This window comes from Sphingomonas sp. AC522, assembly GCF_979258125.1.
In genome coordinates this window covers 1,670,477-1,683,434 of record NZ_OZ409836.1, presented here as the reverse complement: position 1 = coordinate 1,683,434, position 12,958 = coordinate 1,670,477, and the positions used below count along the sequence as shown (strand labels likewise).

The 12,958-nt window shown below is 65.2% G+C and carries 15 protein-coding genes and 1 pseudogene; 9 read left to right on the top strand and 7 right to left on the bottom strand.

Annotated elements, in window-relative coordinates:
* Window positions 1-13: 13 nt before the first annotated feature.
* The 4 genes and pseudogenes from queA (at window position 14) to ACZZZM_RS08225 (ending at window position 3,210) form a co-directional block, all read left to right on the top strand.
* Window positions 14-1,037, top strand: a pseudogene (gene queA / locus ACZZZM_RS08240) (tRNA preQ1(34) S-adenosylmethionine ribosyltransferase-isomerase QueA).
* Window positions 1,038-1,047: 10 nt separating this feature from the next.
* Window positions 1,048-1,572, top strand: a complete 525-nt coding sequence (locus ACZZZM_RS08235) for an EF-hand domain-containing protein (protein WP_463594621.1) — start codon at window positions 1,048-1,050, stop codon at window positions 1,570-1,572.
* Window positions 1,573-1,607: 35 nt separating this feature from the next.
* Window positions 1,608-2,549: a cation diffusion facilitator family transporter gene (locus ACZZZM_RS08230; protein ID WP_463594620.1), complete on the top strand. Its 942-nt coding sequence runs from the start codon at window positions 1,608-1,610 to the stop codon at window positions 2,547-2,549.
* On the top strand, window positions 2,542-3,210 hold the full coding sequence (locus ACZZZM_RS08225; RefSeq protein WP_463594619.1) for an HAD hydrolase-like protein: 669 nt from the start codon (window positions 2,542-2,544) through the stop codon (window positions 3,208-3,210). The genes ACZZZM_RS08230 and ACZZZM_RS08225 overlap by 8 nt, the downstream gene beginning before the upstream one ends.
* A 227-nt stretch (window positions 3,211-3,437) precedes the next feature.
* Here the strand turns inward: ACZZZM_RS08225 and ACZZZM_RS08220 are convergent, their stop codons facing one another.
* Window positions 3,438-3,623, bottom strand: coding sequence for a cupin domain-containing protein (locus ACZZZM_RS08220; protein ID WP_463594618.1), 186 nt, complete (start codon window positions 3,621-3,623; stop codon window positions 3,438-3,440).
* Between the two features lie 219 nt (window positions 3,624-3,842).
* Window positions 3,843-4,058: a hypothetical protein gene (locus tag ACZZZM_RS08215; RefSeq protein WP_463594617.1), complete on the bottom strand. Its 216-nt coding sequence runs from the start codon at window positions 4,056-4,058 to the stop codon at window positions 3,843-3,845.
* A gap of 44 nt (window positions 4,059-4,102) precedes the next feature.
* Between ACZZZM_RS08215 and tgt the strand changes: the two genes are divergently transcribed.
* Both tgt and ACZZZM_RS08205 read left to right on the top strand, forming a co-directional pair.
* Window positions 4,103-5,248: a tRNA guanosine(34) transglycosylase Tgt gene (tgt, locus tag ACZZZM_RS08210; protein WP_463594616.1), complete on the top strand. Its 1,146-nt coding sequence runs from the start codon at window positions 4,103-4,105 to the stop codon at window positions 5,246-5,248.
* A gap of 108 nt (window positions 5,249-5,356) precedes the next feature.
* Window positions 5,357-6,355, top strand: a complete 999-nt coding sequence (locus tag ACZZZM_RS08205) for a cell wall hydrolase (RefSeq protein WP_463594615.1) — start codon at window positions 5,357-5,359, stop codon at window positions 6,353-6,355.
* A gap of 61 nt (window positions 6,356-6,416) precedes the next feature.
* Here ACZZZM_RS08205 and ACZZZM_RS08200 read toward each other — a convergent pair whose 3' ends face one another.
* The 3 genes from ACZZZM_RS08200 to ACZZZM_RS08190 form a co-directional block, all read right to left on the bottom strand.
* Window positions 6,417-6,803 carry a hypothetical protein gene (locus ACZZZM_RS08200; RefSeq protein WP_463594614.1) on the bottom strand — a complete coding sequence of 129 codons (387 nt, stop codon included), beginning with the start codon at window positions 6,801-6,803 and terminating at the stop codon, window positions 6,417-6,419.
* Window positions 6,804-6,942: 139 nt separating this feature from the next.
* On the bottom strand, window positions 6,943-8,607 hold the full coding sequence (gene recN / locus ACZZZM_RS08195; RefSeq protein WP_463594613.1) for a DNA repair protein RecN: 1,665 nt from the start codon (window positions 8,605-8,607) through the stop codon (window positions 6,943-6,945).
* A 58-nt stretch (window positions 8,608-8,665) separates the two neighbouring features.
* Window positions 8,666-9,466, bottom strand: coding sequence for an outer membrane protein assembly factor BamD (locus tag ACZZZM_RS08190; RefSeq protein WP_463594612.1), 801 nt, complete (start codon window positions 9,464-9,466; stop codon window positions 8,666-8,668).
* A 123-nt stretch (window positions 9,467-9,589) separates the two neighbouring features.
* On the opposite strand from ACZZZM_RS08190, the gene ACZZZM_RS08185 reads away from it, so the two are divergent.
* Together ACZZZM_RS08185 and ACZZZM_RS08180 are read left to right on the top strand one after the other, a co-directional pair.
* Window positions 9,590-10,414 (top strand): class I mannose-6-phosphate isomerase, encoded by an 825-nt coding sequence (locus ACZZZM_RS08185; RefSeq protein WP_463594611.1) that lies wholly within the window; start codon window positions 9,590-9,592, stop codon window positions 10,412-10,414.
* Between the two features lie 100 nt (window positions 10,415-10,514).
* Window positions 10,515-11,075 (top strand): glycine zipper 2TM domain-containing protein, encoded by a 561-nt coding sequence (locus ACZZZM_RS08180; RefSeq protein ID WP_463594610.1) that lies wholly within the window; start codon window positions 10,515-10,517, stop codon window positions 11,073-11,075.
* A gap of 146 nt (window positions 11,076-11,221) precedes the next feature.
* Here the strand turns inward: ACZZZM_RS08180 and ACZZZM_RS08175 are convergent, their stop codons facing one another.
* Window positions 11,222-11,449: a hypothetical protein gene (locus ACZZZM_RS08175; protein ID WP_463594609.1), complete on the bottom strand. Its 228-nt coding sequence runs from the start codon at window positions 11,447-11,449 to the stop codon at window positions 11,222-11,224.
* Between the two features lie 45 nt (window positions 11,450-11,494).
* The gene (locus ACZZZM_RS08170; protein WP_463594608.1) at window positions 11,495-12,076 is read right to left on the bottom strand and encodes an SOUL family heme-binding protein; all 582 of its coding nucleotides are present in this window, start codon (window positions 12,074-12,076) and stop codon (window positions 11,495-11,497) included.
* Between the two features lie 147 nt (window positions 12,077-12,223).
* Here ACZZZM_RS08170 and ACZZZM_RS08165 point away from each other — a divergent pair, with 147 nt between their 5' ends.
* A complete protein-coding gene (locus tag ACZZZM_RS08165) occupies window positions 12,224-12,958 on the top strand; it encodes a hypothetical protein (RefSeq protein WP_463594607.1) in 735 nt (244 codons plus the stop codon).

The window sequence follows — 12,958 nt, the reverse complement described above, 5'->3', positions numbered from 1 at the left end:
CGGCGGGTGACCCATGAACGTCGATCTCTTCGATTTTGAACTGCCGGCCGAGCGGATCGCGCTCAGGCCCGCTTCGCCGCGTGATTCGGCGCGGATGCTGGTCGTCGAGCGCGGCGCAATGCGCGATGCCCTGGTCAGCGACTTGCCCGCAGCGCTGCGCCCCGGCGATTGCCTGGTGTTCAATGACACGCGCGTGATCCCGGCGCAGCTCGAAGGCATGCGCGGCGCGGCCAAGATCGGCGCGACGCTGCACAAGCGCGAAGGCCCCCGGCGCTGGCGCGCCTTCATCCGCAACGCCAAGAAGTTGCGCGAAGGCGAAACCGTCGATTTCGGCGCGGGCGTGACGGCGCTGGCGTCGGACCGCGGCGAGGACGGCAGCTTCGCGCTCGACTTTGCCGGAGACGAGCCGGTCGAACTGCTGATCGAGCGCTGTGGCCGCATGCCGCTGCCGCCCTATATCGCTTCCAAGCGCCCCACCGATGCGCGCGACGCGGATGATTACCAGACGATGTTCGCGAGCGAGCCCGGCGCCGTCGCTGCGCCGACCGCGGCACTGCACTTCACACCCGATCTGATCGCTGCGCTCGAAGCAGCTGGAATCGGGCATGCCACCCTAACCCTGCATGTCGGCGCGGGGACCTTCCTGCCGGTCAAGGCCGAGGATACCGACGCGCACAGGATGCACGCCGAATGGGGCCGTATCGACGCGCAGACCGCCGAGCGCCTCAATGCCGTGCGCGCAAAAGGCGGCCGCGTGATCGCAGTCGGCACCACCAGCCTGCGCTTGATCGAGAGCGCATGCGAAGACGGCCAGATCCAGCCCTTCGAAGGCGACACCGCGATCTTCATCACTCCTGGTTACCGCTTCCGGGGAGTTCGACGGCCTGATCACCAACTTCCACTTGCCGCGTTCGACTTTGTTCATGTTGGTCAGTGCATTGGCGGGGCTGGATACGATGCAGGCAGCCTACGCGCATGCGATCCAGACCGGCTACCGTTTCTACAGCTATGGCGATGCTTCGCTGCTGCTTCCCTGAAAGGTTCACGATGCGCCTGATCCTCCTGCTGCTCGCGCTTTCCGCCGCCGCGCCGGCCATCGCGCAGCCGCGGCCGGAGCGCACGGCGATCCCCACTGGCGAGCGCGATACCAGCAGTCCGATCGGCAGCAGCACCACGACGCAGCCCGCCGCCACCGTGATCGTCGAACCCGTGGCGATGATGATCGCCGCGTTCGACAGCGACGGCGACGCCCGCGTGACCCGGGCGGAGTTTGCCGCCGGGCTGCGCGACAGCTTCGATAGCGCCAGGCCGCGCGACGGCCTGATCGGCTATATCGGCTTTTCCGACTGGTCCGAACGCTGGCTCGGCGATCGCAACACCCTGCCCAGCCCGTTCGAGACCGACCGCGATGGTGACGAGAAGATCAGCTTGGACGAGCTGGCGGCACGCTTCGACCTGCTGTTCGCACGCTTCGATGCGGACAAGGATGGCGTCCTGACGCGCAGTGAGCTGGTCACCATTCGCCCGCAGATGCCCGCTCAGAACTTCGGCAGGCAGCGCCGCAAGCGCTAGTATCTCATGCCCGCACGCGGCTAAGAACCGTCTGAATGGCTGCGCATCACGATCACGAGCATATCGGGCATCAGCACGGCGGGTACCATCATGTCCCGGCGGATTTCGGCCGCGCTTTTGCAATCGGAACTGCGCTCAACCTCGCTTTCGTAATCGTTGAGGGCGGGGCCGGGCTGTGGACCAATTCAGTAGCGCTGCTGGCCGACGCCGGGCACAACCTCTCGGACGTACTGGGGCTGCTGATTGCCTGGGGCGGCGCGGAGCTTGCCAAGCGCCCTGCCTCCGCCCGCTTCACGTATGGCCTACGCGGCTCCTCGATCCTCGCGGCGCTTGCGAATGCAGTGCTCTTGTTCGTCGCGGTGGGCGCGATCCTGCTCGAGACGATCCAGCGTCTGTCCGAACCAGCCCCGGTGCCGGGCGGCATCGTGATGATCGTCGCAAGCGTGGGAATCGCCGTCAATCTCGGCACTGCGATGCTTTTCGCCCGTGGGCGCAAGGGCGACATCAACATTCGCGGCGCCTTTCTCCACATGGCGGTCGATGCGGCGGTCTCTGCCGGCGTGGTCATTGGCGGAGCGGTGATCCTGTTCACCGGCGCGACATGGGTCGATCCGGCCATCAGCCTGATCATCGTCGGCGTGATCCTGTGGAGCACCTGGGGTCTGTTCGCCGAATCGCTCACCATGCTCCTCCAGGCAGTACCCAAGGGCGTCGATGCCGGCGCAGTCGAGCGCAGCCTTGCTGCCCTGCCCGGCGTGACGCGCGTCCACGATCTCCACATCTGGCCGATGAGCACTACCGAGACTGCGCTCACTGCGCACCTGATTATGCCCGATGGTCATCCGGGTGACGCATTCCTGATGGACCTTCAGCATCGACTGGAGCACGATCATGGCATCGACCACACCACAGTTCAGATCGAACTGGGCGACGGAGCGGAATGCCGCATGCATGGAAACGGTCACGCGCATGACTGAGGCGCCCACTGCGCCCGCGCGCGATCCGGTCCGGCTGGTGATCTTTGATTTCGACGGGACGCTTTCGGATAGCGGCGATTGGTTCATCTCGGTGATCGACCATCTGGCGGGCATCTTCCATTTCCGCACGGTCAAGGGCGACGAGATCGAGATGCTGCGGCACAAGAGCTCGCGCGAAGTGATCAAATACCTCCAGATCGCGCGCTGGAAGCTGCCCTTCATCGCTTGGTATGTCCGCCGCCTGGTGGGGCGCAACGTGGGGCAGATCGAGCTGTTTCCAGGGACCCCCGACCTGCTCCAGCAGATCAATTCGATGGGCGTGCAGATCGCATTGGTGACTTCCAATTCGGAGGACAATGCTCGGCGAATCCTCGGCCCCGAGAACGCGGCTCAGATATCCTTTTTCGCTTGCGGCTCATCCTTGTTCGGAAAGGCGCCCAAGTTCCGCCGCGTGCTCAAGCGTCTGGCCGTGCCGGCGCGGGAGACGCTGGCGATCGGCGACGAGACGCGAGACGTGGATGCCGCGCGCGAAGTGGGGATGCAGGCGGGATCGGTGCTGTGGGGCTATGCCCATGAACAGGCCCTCGCCGCGACCAAGCCCGATGCGCTGTTCCGCGCACCGCAAGACATCCTCGATTATGTGGCGGCGCATCGCGGGTGATTAGTAGCGGGGCCTGGGCAATTCTGGCCCCGCGCTCGCGAAGATTGGCGGGATTACCCTCCCCCAATTCCTTCGATGACCTTTCCCGTTCCCCCGCATTCCGGGCACTCCCTGCCACTAGCCTCGCCAGAGCCAGCACAGCGCGGGCAGATATTCTCGCCCGTTCCCGGCGTGCCGGGAGGGGCATCGTCACCAGGATTGATCTGGTCGGGCATGATCGGCTCCTTTCAGCGCAGATGGACTGCGAGCCAAACGGTCGGACGGTCCTTTGCGGTCCAGGTTACCCAATGTTTCTGACGCGCCACGATCAGCAAGTGGTCCCCAGGCGCCAGCGTCACTTCGGCTGAATCCTCGATTCGCATCCGCGCCGCGCCTTCGAGCAGCAGCACCCATTCGTCCTGCTCCTGCACCATCGGCGCATCCTCGGGCGTTGCCTGCCCGCGCGAGACGATGCGTTCGATGCGGATGCGGGGGCGGGCTAGGAGTTCGGTAAAGGCCTCGGCGCGCTTGGCGGCGGGGAGCTTTCCCAGGAGGTTCTCGATCCTGGGCTTGAAGCGCGGCTTGGGTTTGGGCTTGGGCAGGGGTTTCGGCTTAGGGAGAGGCTTGGCCTTGATCGCCTTGGCCGAACTGCCCTAAGCACTGCTCGCTGCGCCGCGCAAATGGGTTTCGATCTCATCCGCGCTGGCGCTCAGGGCGTCGCCCTCGAAGCCGAACACCTGCTTCCCGTCTGCGTCGGACAGCCCGTATTTGCCGAAGTCGCCGCCCTCCTTGCGACGGCGAGAGGCGATAAGCTTGAGCCCGCGGTGCGTAGCCATCTCGCGAAGCTTTTCGGTCGTCTCGTTGGGCATGTTCCCTCGACAGTTGCGCGGCAACTTGCGTAGGGCAACGCGCCATGACTGCAACTGCTCCCCGCTTCGAGTTTACGATCCACGCGACCGACGGCAAGGCGCGCGCCGGCACCATCGCAATGCGCGGCGGCGAGATACGCACGCCGGCGTTCATGCCGGTGGGGACCGCCGCGACCGTCAAGGCGATGAAACCCGCCGATGTGCGTGCATCCGGCGCGGATATCCTCCTCGGCAACACCTATCACCTGATGCTCCGCCCCGGCGCCGAGCGGGTCGCGCGGCTGGGTGGACTGCACAAGTTCATGGGCTGGGATCGGCCGATCCTCACCGATTCGGGTGGCTATCAGGTGATGAGCCTGTCCGAGCTGACGACGCGCAGCGAAGAGGGGGTGGCATTCAAATCGCATCTCGACGGCAGCAAACATCTGATCAGCCCCGAACGATCGATGGAAATCCAGCGATTGCTCGGCTCGAACATCACCATGGCGTTCGACGAGCTGGTGCCGACGACTTCGACCCGCGAAGTGCAGGCCGCGGCAATGGAGCGCTCGATGCGCTGGGCCAAGCGCTCGCGGCACGCATTTTTCGCCGCGGAGGAGCATGCTGCCGACAACGCGATTTTCGGCATCCAGCAGGGCGCGCTTGACGAATTCTTACGCAAATCCTCGGCGGATGCACTGCTCGACATCGGGTTCGATGGCTATGCCGTGGGCGGACTTGCGGTTGGCGAAGGCCAGGAAGCAATGTTCAACGTGCTCGATTATGCGCCGGGGCAACTCGACGCGAGCAAGCCGCGCTATCTGATGGGCGTCGGCAAGCCCGACGATATCGTCGGCGCCGTCGAACGCGGCATCGACATGTTCGATTGCGTGCTGCCCACGCGAAGCGGCCGCACAGGCCAGGCGTTCACGCGGACGGGTCCGATCAACATCCGCAACGCCAAGTTCGGCGAAGACATGGGGCCGCTCGATCCGGAATGCCCCTGCCCCACCTGCCACAGCTTCAGCCGCGCCTATCTCCACCATCTGGTGCGCGCCGGCGAGATTCTCGGCGCGATGCTGATGACCGAGCATAATCTGTGGTTTTACCAGGTGCTGATGAGCGATCTGCGCGCGGCGATTGCGAGTGGACAGCTGGCGGAGTTCGCCAGCGCTTTCCGGGCCGCCTACGTCACCTCCAAGAACGGCTAAGAATTACCTTAACCATCAAGTGTTTCGCCGCGGGACGCGTCCGAAATCGAGGGCGAAAGCATTAGCTTTTGCAGCTATATTCTCTGCTCGGCGAGTGAGGTTTAGGCAGTGTTCTGGCGGCGTTTCACCAAGGTACAAGCACGAGGGATAGCGGCGGCGGCGTTTGTCTCACTGATCGGCGCCGGATTCTCGGCGCAGGCGATCGGCCCTGAACTTCCCGAGCCCGTCGCAGTCGCTGCACCCGCCGGCTATGACGCCGATGATCATTTCCCCGGCGCCGCTTATTACACTGCGATCGATGAGGATCAGGCCGCCGCGCAGGAATCGATGGCGGGGACCACGGGCACGGTCGACTTGCCCGACATGCCAGTGCCCGAAAATGCGGTGGTAGATGGCTCGATCCAGCCTGCTTCGCCCTTCAGGCTTGCCGGAACGCCAAACGACAAGGCGCGTGCGCTGCAATGCCTGACGACTGCGATCTATTACGAAGCCGCGCGCGAGCCGGATGATGGCCAGCGCGCAGTTGCGCAGGTTGTGCTCAACCGCGTGCGCCATCCCACCTTCCCATCGACGGTGTGCGGCGTCGTGTTTCAGGGTTCAGAGAAGCGCGGCTGTCAGTTCAGCTTCGCCTGTGACGGGGCAATGAGCCGCGGCCAGCCGGCGCGTGACGCCTGGATCCGGGCAGCACGAGTGGCCGCGGATGCGCTGAGCGGCAGCGTCTTCGCGCCTGTCGGCATGGCGACGCATTACCATACTTATGCGGTGACGCCTTCGTGGAATCGCAGCCTGGTGATGACCGGCGTTTATGGCGCGCATTTCTTCCATCGGTGGAAGGGCTATTGGGGCACTGCCGACGCGTTTCGTTCGGTCTATCGCGGTAACGAACCCTTCCCCGGTCCGCATCCGAGCGCCGTCGCGGCAGTCAATGCATCGGCACCGGTTACCGCGGTTCCGGAAGGCAAACTGATGGCAGTGCCCACGCCGATCCCGGCGGTCCAGCCGGCCTATGCGCAGAGCGGGACGCCGATGGGTCCGCAGGCGCGGCGCGAGGATGCGGAGTCGCAAATCCTCGACAAGTGGAAAGACAGCGGCAAGCCGCTTCGCTGACAGAAGGAAACGGGCCCCGCCTTTCGGCGGAGCCCGTCCTCACCCCCCGTGGGGAGCTCTGTTAGTAGCGGCGACCGCCGCCGCGGCGGTCATCGCGGTCGTTCTTCTGGACGCGGATGCTGCGTTCCAGGCGATCGAAGCGGCGATCGAGGTCCAGACGCTCGCCGGCAGTCAGGCCGGGCCGCGAGCGGCGATAGCTGGCTTCGAGACGCTCGATCTGGCGGAACTCTGCGCGGAGGCGAACTGCCTCGCCGCGGGTGAGCGCGCCGGAGCGGATGCCCTGATTGATCTTCGCCTCGATACGGTTCTGGCGAGCGTTGATGTTCTGCCATGCACCACCACGCTGCAAGCTAGGTGCGTTCGGCTGCGGCGCAGCGGCGATCGCAGTGGCGGGAAGAGCCGCGGCAGCGATGCCAAGGCCGGCGAGCATAAGCGTGATCTTCTTCATGACTGTACTCCTCTTTTCAAATCCTGACCGCCTCAGCGGCCTGTGGACATATATGGAGGCACCCTGTCGCCAGGATGTACCGGGCACCCGGCTTTTGTGTCACGATTTGTCGCAAGTCCGGCGGGTTCGTTCAGGAAGCTCAGGCGGGCTCCAGCAGCCGCTCGGCCTGGGCGCGGGCCTCGTCGGTGATCTCGGCCCCCGAGAGCATGCGCGCGATCTCCTCCCGGCGCTCGGTATCGTTCAGCGGCGTGACGCCCGTGCGGGTGACCGTTCCATCATGCGACTTGGCGATAAGCAAATGCCGGCTGCCTCGCGCCGCTACTTGGGGACTGTGCGTGACCACCAGCACCTGCGCAGTGCCTGCGAGGCGGGCCAGCCGGTCGCCAATCGCGCTCGCCACTGCACCGCCGACGCCGCGGTCGATTTCGTCGAAAATCAGCGTGTGCGCCCCACCCTCTTCGGCGAGCGCCACCTTCAATGCGAGGATGAAGCGCGAAAGCTCGCCGCCAGATGCGATCTTGATCAACGGCGCGAAGGGGGCGCCGGGGTTGGTCGAGACGAGGAATTCGACACGGTCCATGCCCGAGGACGACCATAGCCCTTCTTCGAGCGGCTCGATTCGGGTCTGGAAGCGCGCGGCATCGAGCTTGAGGGGCCTGAGTTCGCCTTCCACGGCGAGGTCGAGCCGCGACGCCGCATCGGTCCGCGCCCGGGACAGCGCCTGCGCGGCGTCGCGATAGACGCGATGCGCCTCCTGCGCCGCCATTTCGAGCGCTCCAATTCCGGCGCCGCCGCTCTCGAGCCGTTCGAGCTTGGCCGACAGCTCGTCGAGCAAGGCGGCGAGATCATCGGGCTGGACGCGGTGCTTGCGCGCAACTCCGCGCAGATCGAACAACCGGGTCTCGTCGGCTTCCAGCGCAGCCGGATCGAAGGCCAGCGCCTCCGCCGCGGCATCGACCTTGTCCTGCGTCTCGGCAGCATTGTTGATCGCGGCATCAAGCGCAGTCAGCGCTTCACCGAGCAGCGGATGATCCTCGCCGATCCGGTCGAGGACGCGTGCGGCCTGGCGCAATTTGGTGAGGCCGCCATCGGAGCCTTCGAGCAGGTCAGCGATCGATTGCAACTCGCCGGCGATCTTCTCGCCGCGCTGCATCGCCGCCCGGCGCTCGGCCAGGCTTTCCTCTTCGCCCGGTTCGGGCGCGAGCGTGCGCAGTTCAGCGACGGCATGTTCGAGCCATTCGCGGTCGCGCTCGGCGATATCCTGCTCGGCAAGCGCGGCGGCCAGCGCACCCTCGGCATCGCGCCACGCGCGATGCGCAATCGCCACCGGCCCCGAATCGCACCGCCCGAAAGCATCGAGCAGCGCACGGTGGCCGCGCGCGTTGAGCAGCCCACGATCGTCGTGCTGGCCATGGATCTCGACGAGATGCGGCGCCAGCTCGCGAAGCAGTCCGGCGGATGCCGGCTGATCGTTGAGGAACGCCCGGCTGCCCCCATCCGACTTGACGATGCGGCGCACGATCAATGGTTCAACGGGCTCAAGCTCAAGCCCGTTCTGGGCGAAGATATTGGCGACCTCGCCTTCGGCATTCGGCGTATCGAAAGTCGCGGTGACCACGGCCTGTGCTGCGCCCTGGCGGACCAGCCCGGTCTCGCCGCGCGCGCCCAATGCAAGGCCCAGCGCGTCGAGCAGGATCGACTTGCCCGCCCCCGTCTCGCCCGTGAGCACGCCGAGCCCATGGCCGAACTCGAGGTCGAGCGCCTCGATCAGCACTACGTCGCGGATGGAAAGCGCCGTCAGCATGGGCGCAGCCTATCGCAGGAACACAGGAAGAACGGAAGTGGTATCAACCACTTCGCGATCAGCTTGTCGGCGTCGCCTTGGCGAGCTTGTCCTGATTCTGCTGCATCAGCTTGAAGGCGCGCTCATACCAGTCCGTGCCGGGATAGTTGGCGCCGAGCACCGCGGCCGATTTCTGCGCCTCTGCAGGCACGCCGAGCGCGAGATAGACTTCGGTCAGGCGGAGCAGCGCTTCGGGAACGTGCGTCGTCGTCTCGTAATTGTCGACCACGGCGCGGAAGCGCAGCGACGCCGCGAGCCACTGGCCGCGCGTTTCATAGAAACGTCCGATCTCCATTTCCTTGCCGGCGAGATGGTCGCGGACAAGGTCGATCTTCAGGCGCGCGTCGGATGCGTAGCGCGAGGTCGGATAGCGGCGAGTCAGTTCGCCCAGCGAATCGAGCGCCTGCTGCGTGATCTTCTGATCGCGCGTGACATCGCTGATCTGCTCGTAATAGCTGACCGCAATCAGATAATAGGCATAAGGCGCGTCGCGGTTGCCGGGATGGACCGCCAGGAAGCGCTGCGCCGAGGCGATCGCGTCGGTGTAATCCTGGTTCAGATAATAGCTGAACGCACCCATCAGCTGCGCGCGGCGCGCCCAGATCGAATAGGGATGCTGGCGCTCGACTTCGTCGAACAGGGCGGCGGCCAGCTTGTATTGATGCTGGTCGAGCTTTTCCTTGCCCGTGCTGTAGAGCGTGCCCACGTCGCGCGCGACATAGGGGAGATCGGTCTTGCCCTTCTTGGCGCACCCGGCGACCGAGAAAGCGAGCACGGGAACGATGGCGAGCGCGAGGGCGCGACGGAATGATGTACGCATATGGGGTGGTCTTAGACCGGGCGCATGGCTTCAAACAATCCTTTTCGCGGCGGGATTGGGGCGGGAGCGCTTGCGCGCTATGCGCGTTGCCCAGGAAACACCAATCGAGATGAGGGATTCCGAGTGACTGCTACGCTTCTCGCCACCCACCGCGTCGAAAAGCCCTGGGGCCGCCACAAGCTGTGGCCGGGATTTGAGGACCCCTCGCCCGACGGTGAGCCGGTGGGCGAAATCTGGTTCCAGACGCCGGGGGACAGCACGCCGGATCTGCTGATCAAATATCTGTTCACAAGCGAGAAATTGTCGGTCCAGGTCCATCCGAACGACGAGCAGGCGCACGCCGCCGGGCTGCCGCGTGGCAAGGACGAATGTTGGGTGATCCTGGATGCCGAGCCCGATTCGACGATCGCGCTGGGCACCAAATTCCCCACCGACCGCGAAACGCTGCGCGAGGCGGCGCTCGACGGATCGATCGAGGACCTGCTCGACTGGAAGCCGGTAAAGGCCGGCGATTTCTTTTATTCGGGCTCGGGCACGATCCACGCGATCGGTGCGGGTATCACACTGGTCGAGGTCCAGCAGAATAGCGAGACCACCTATCGGCTCTATGATTATGGCCGCCCGCGCGAATTGCATCTGGAGGACGGCGTCGCAGTTTCCGAGCCGGTGCCCTTCGTGCCGCATCCGATGCCGGGCAAGGTCGGCGAGGGACGGACGATCCTGGTCGAGGGCCCCAAGTTCGTGCTCGAACGCTGGGGTGCGGGAAAGCGCGATATCGTGCTTGCCGAAGGGGTCACGGCATGGCTGGTGCCGCTGGCTGGCGCCGGCAGCATCGACGGGGTCGCGTTCGAGGCGGGGCAATGCCTGACCGTTCAGGGCTCGGCGAAGCTGGTGGCCGAGGCCGGCAGCGACTTGCTGTTCGCCTATCCCGGAGACGCACGAATCTGATGCATGGCGGCACGATGAACGGGATGTAGTTTCGGGTTCACGCAACTTCGTCCCGCGTCGGTACGTTAGAACCGCACCTGAAACGAACAGGAGAGTTTCCATGCGTATCCTTATTGCCGCGGCCATCGCGGCGGTCACCATCCCGGCCTTGCCGGCGATGGCCCAGAACCACAATGAACGTGCAGCCCGCGCCGATTGCGCGCGTGACCTGCGCAATGCCGACACCCGCCGCGAAGTGCGGCGTGAAGCCCGCGATTGCCGCGAAGACATCCGCGAAGCACGTCAGGACGATCGTCGCGACATGCGCCAGAACAACAATCGTGCGTGGCAGCGCGATTGGCGCCGTTATCGCAGCTATGATTACAACCGCCTGCCCCCGGGCGAGCGTCAATATTATGCCGACGATTATTATCGCGACGGCCGCTATTACCAGGAACGCCGCCTGAGCCGGAATGACCGGGTCTATCGCGGCCGCGACGGACGCTATTATTGCCGCCGTTCGGATGGCACCACCGGCCTGATCGTCGGCGGTGTGGCAGGCGGCCTGTTCGGTAACGCGATCGCTGGCGGTGGCAATTCCACGCTCGGCACGCTGCTCGGCGCGGCTGCCGGTGCTGCGCTCGGCTCGTCGGTCGACCGCAACAACGTTCGCTGCCGCTAACAAGCTCAGCCACGCAGGCGAGAGAGGCCCGGTGGGAAACCGCCGGGCCTTTTGCCGTGTTCGAGAGGTCAGTTCGCGCTTCCGGACCTGCCGCGTACTTGACCCCGTACAAGCGGGGAAGACGGAGCTGCCCGACAGCTACTCGATCAGATCAGGCCGCCGGTCAAAAACAGGCGGAGGCCGCTGATTATGCATACTAGCAGATTTAGATTGCGGCCGGAGGTGCGGCCGGAAACGACGCCAAGGGCCGCGCCGACGATCGCAATCGGCAGCGCGATCCAATTGAGCAGCGGCACCAAGGGAATCGGCACGATCCCGACCAAAGCGATCAGGAAGGCGATGATGCCGATGAGGATCGAGAGGATGTTTAGCATGATGCGACTATAGGGTCCGGCTAGTGTGTTAGCAAGATAAAGCAGTCACGCCGCGAGCGGGATCAGTATCTCGTTGCGGCGGAGCGGCGCCGGGGTGAGCGGCGAATTGTAGAAAGCGTGCTCGACCGGCCCGGCCGCGCGCAGGCCACGGGCGTTCATCCACTGGCGCAGTTCCGCCTCGTGCGCGCCGAGCGCGTGATCGTCGCTCTCGCCCGAAAAGCGCAACGCTGCGATCCTGCGTGCGGGCAAGGCACGCAGCGATACGCCCTCTTCAGGCGCAAGACTCTCAGGATGCATCCGCGCTGGCATCACCAGCCGGGTGCGCCAGCCACGCCCGTCTTCGTCGCCATCGGCGAGCACCGGAATAGTCACCCGCGACGCGCCACTGCGCCCGAACAGATATTCCGCCAGCCGGCCGAGCCCGCGCGCGACTGCGGATTCACGCATTCCCTCGATCACGGTTTCGGCGACCCACAACCGCGGATAATCGCGCACGCTGAACGCGCCTTCGCGTGCGACGGTGCGGAACGATGCCGGCTGTTCGCCACGCGAGAGCAGCAGATAGCCGATACCGGCCGCCACGGTAGCGGCGACGCCGCCGCCGACGAACTTCGCGTTCAGATGCATGGAATGCCCTTTGATTCGATTGCGGAAAACGCACTCGATCCGTCCGGGGTTCCGAATGGTTAACGCGAAATTCGCCGCTCCGCCAGCTTTTCCAACGCTTCCTTAACCTTCCTCGCCCATGACGTTGGAGCCCAAAGGAGCGTGTGAATGGCCCGCAGCCGAGCTTATCTATTGCCTTTCCTCTTGCCGCTTGCGCTGGCGGGATGCGGTGGCGCGGGCAGCATTCCCAATGTCGACGAAGCAAGCGGCAACGCCGCCGATCCGGCACTGGCGAGCGCGCTCCAGGATCAGATCATGGTCGATCCCCAGCTCGGCCGTCAGGCCAATGGCGACGCGGTCCGTCCGCCGGCCCAGCCCTATTCGGCCGGCGTTCCCGATGACGGCGTCGCCGCGAATACCGACCAGGTCGACATGGCCGGGCTGATGAAAGCCCCCGCCCCCACCCAGGCGGGCAAGGATTGCACCCAGTGCGCCGCGGCACGCGAAAGCGTGACGCTGGGCGGGCTCGCAGCACGCCAGCGCGATGGCCGCACCAGCCAATGCGCCGCATCGCTGAGCTATGGCGCCGGTTGGGCGACTCGCCTGCCGCGTGATCTTCCGCTCTTCCCACAGGCGCGCGTGACCGAAGCCGCGGGTAGCGAAGCCGGCCAATGCGCCCTGCGCGCAGTCAGCTTCTCGGCAGCCCAGCCGATGCAGGCGATGCTCGACTGGTATTACACCCGCGCCACCAAATCGGGTTACACGTCCGAGCATCAGGTGGATGGCGAACAGCATATCCTGGGCGGCACGCGCGAGCGCGACGGCGGCGCCTATGTGCTCTTCCTCACCTCGCGCAGCGACGGCGGCACCGATATCGACATGGTCGCCAACAACGGCAACTGA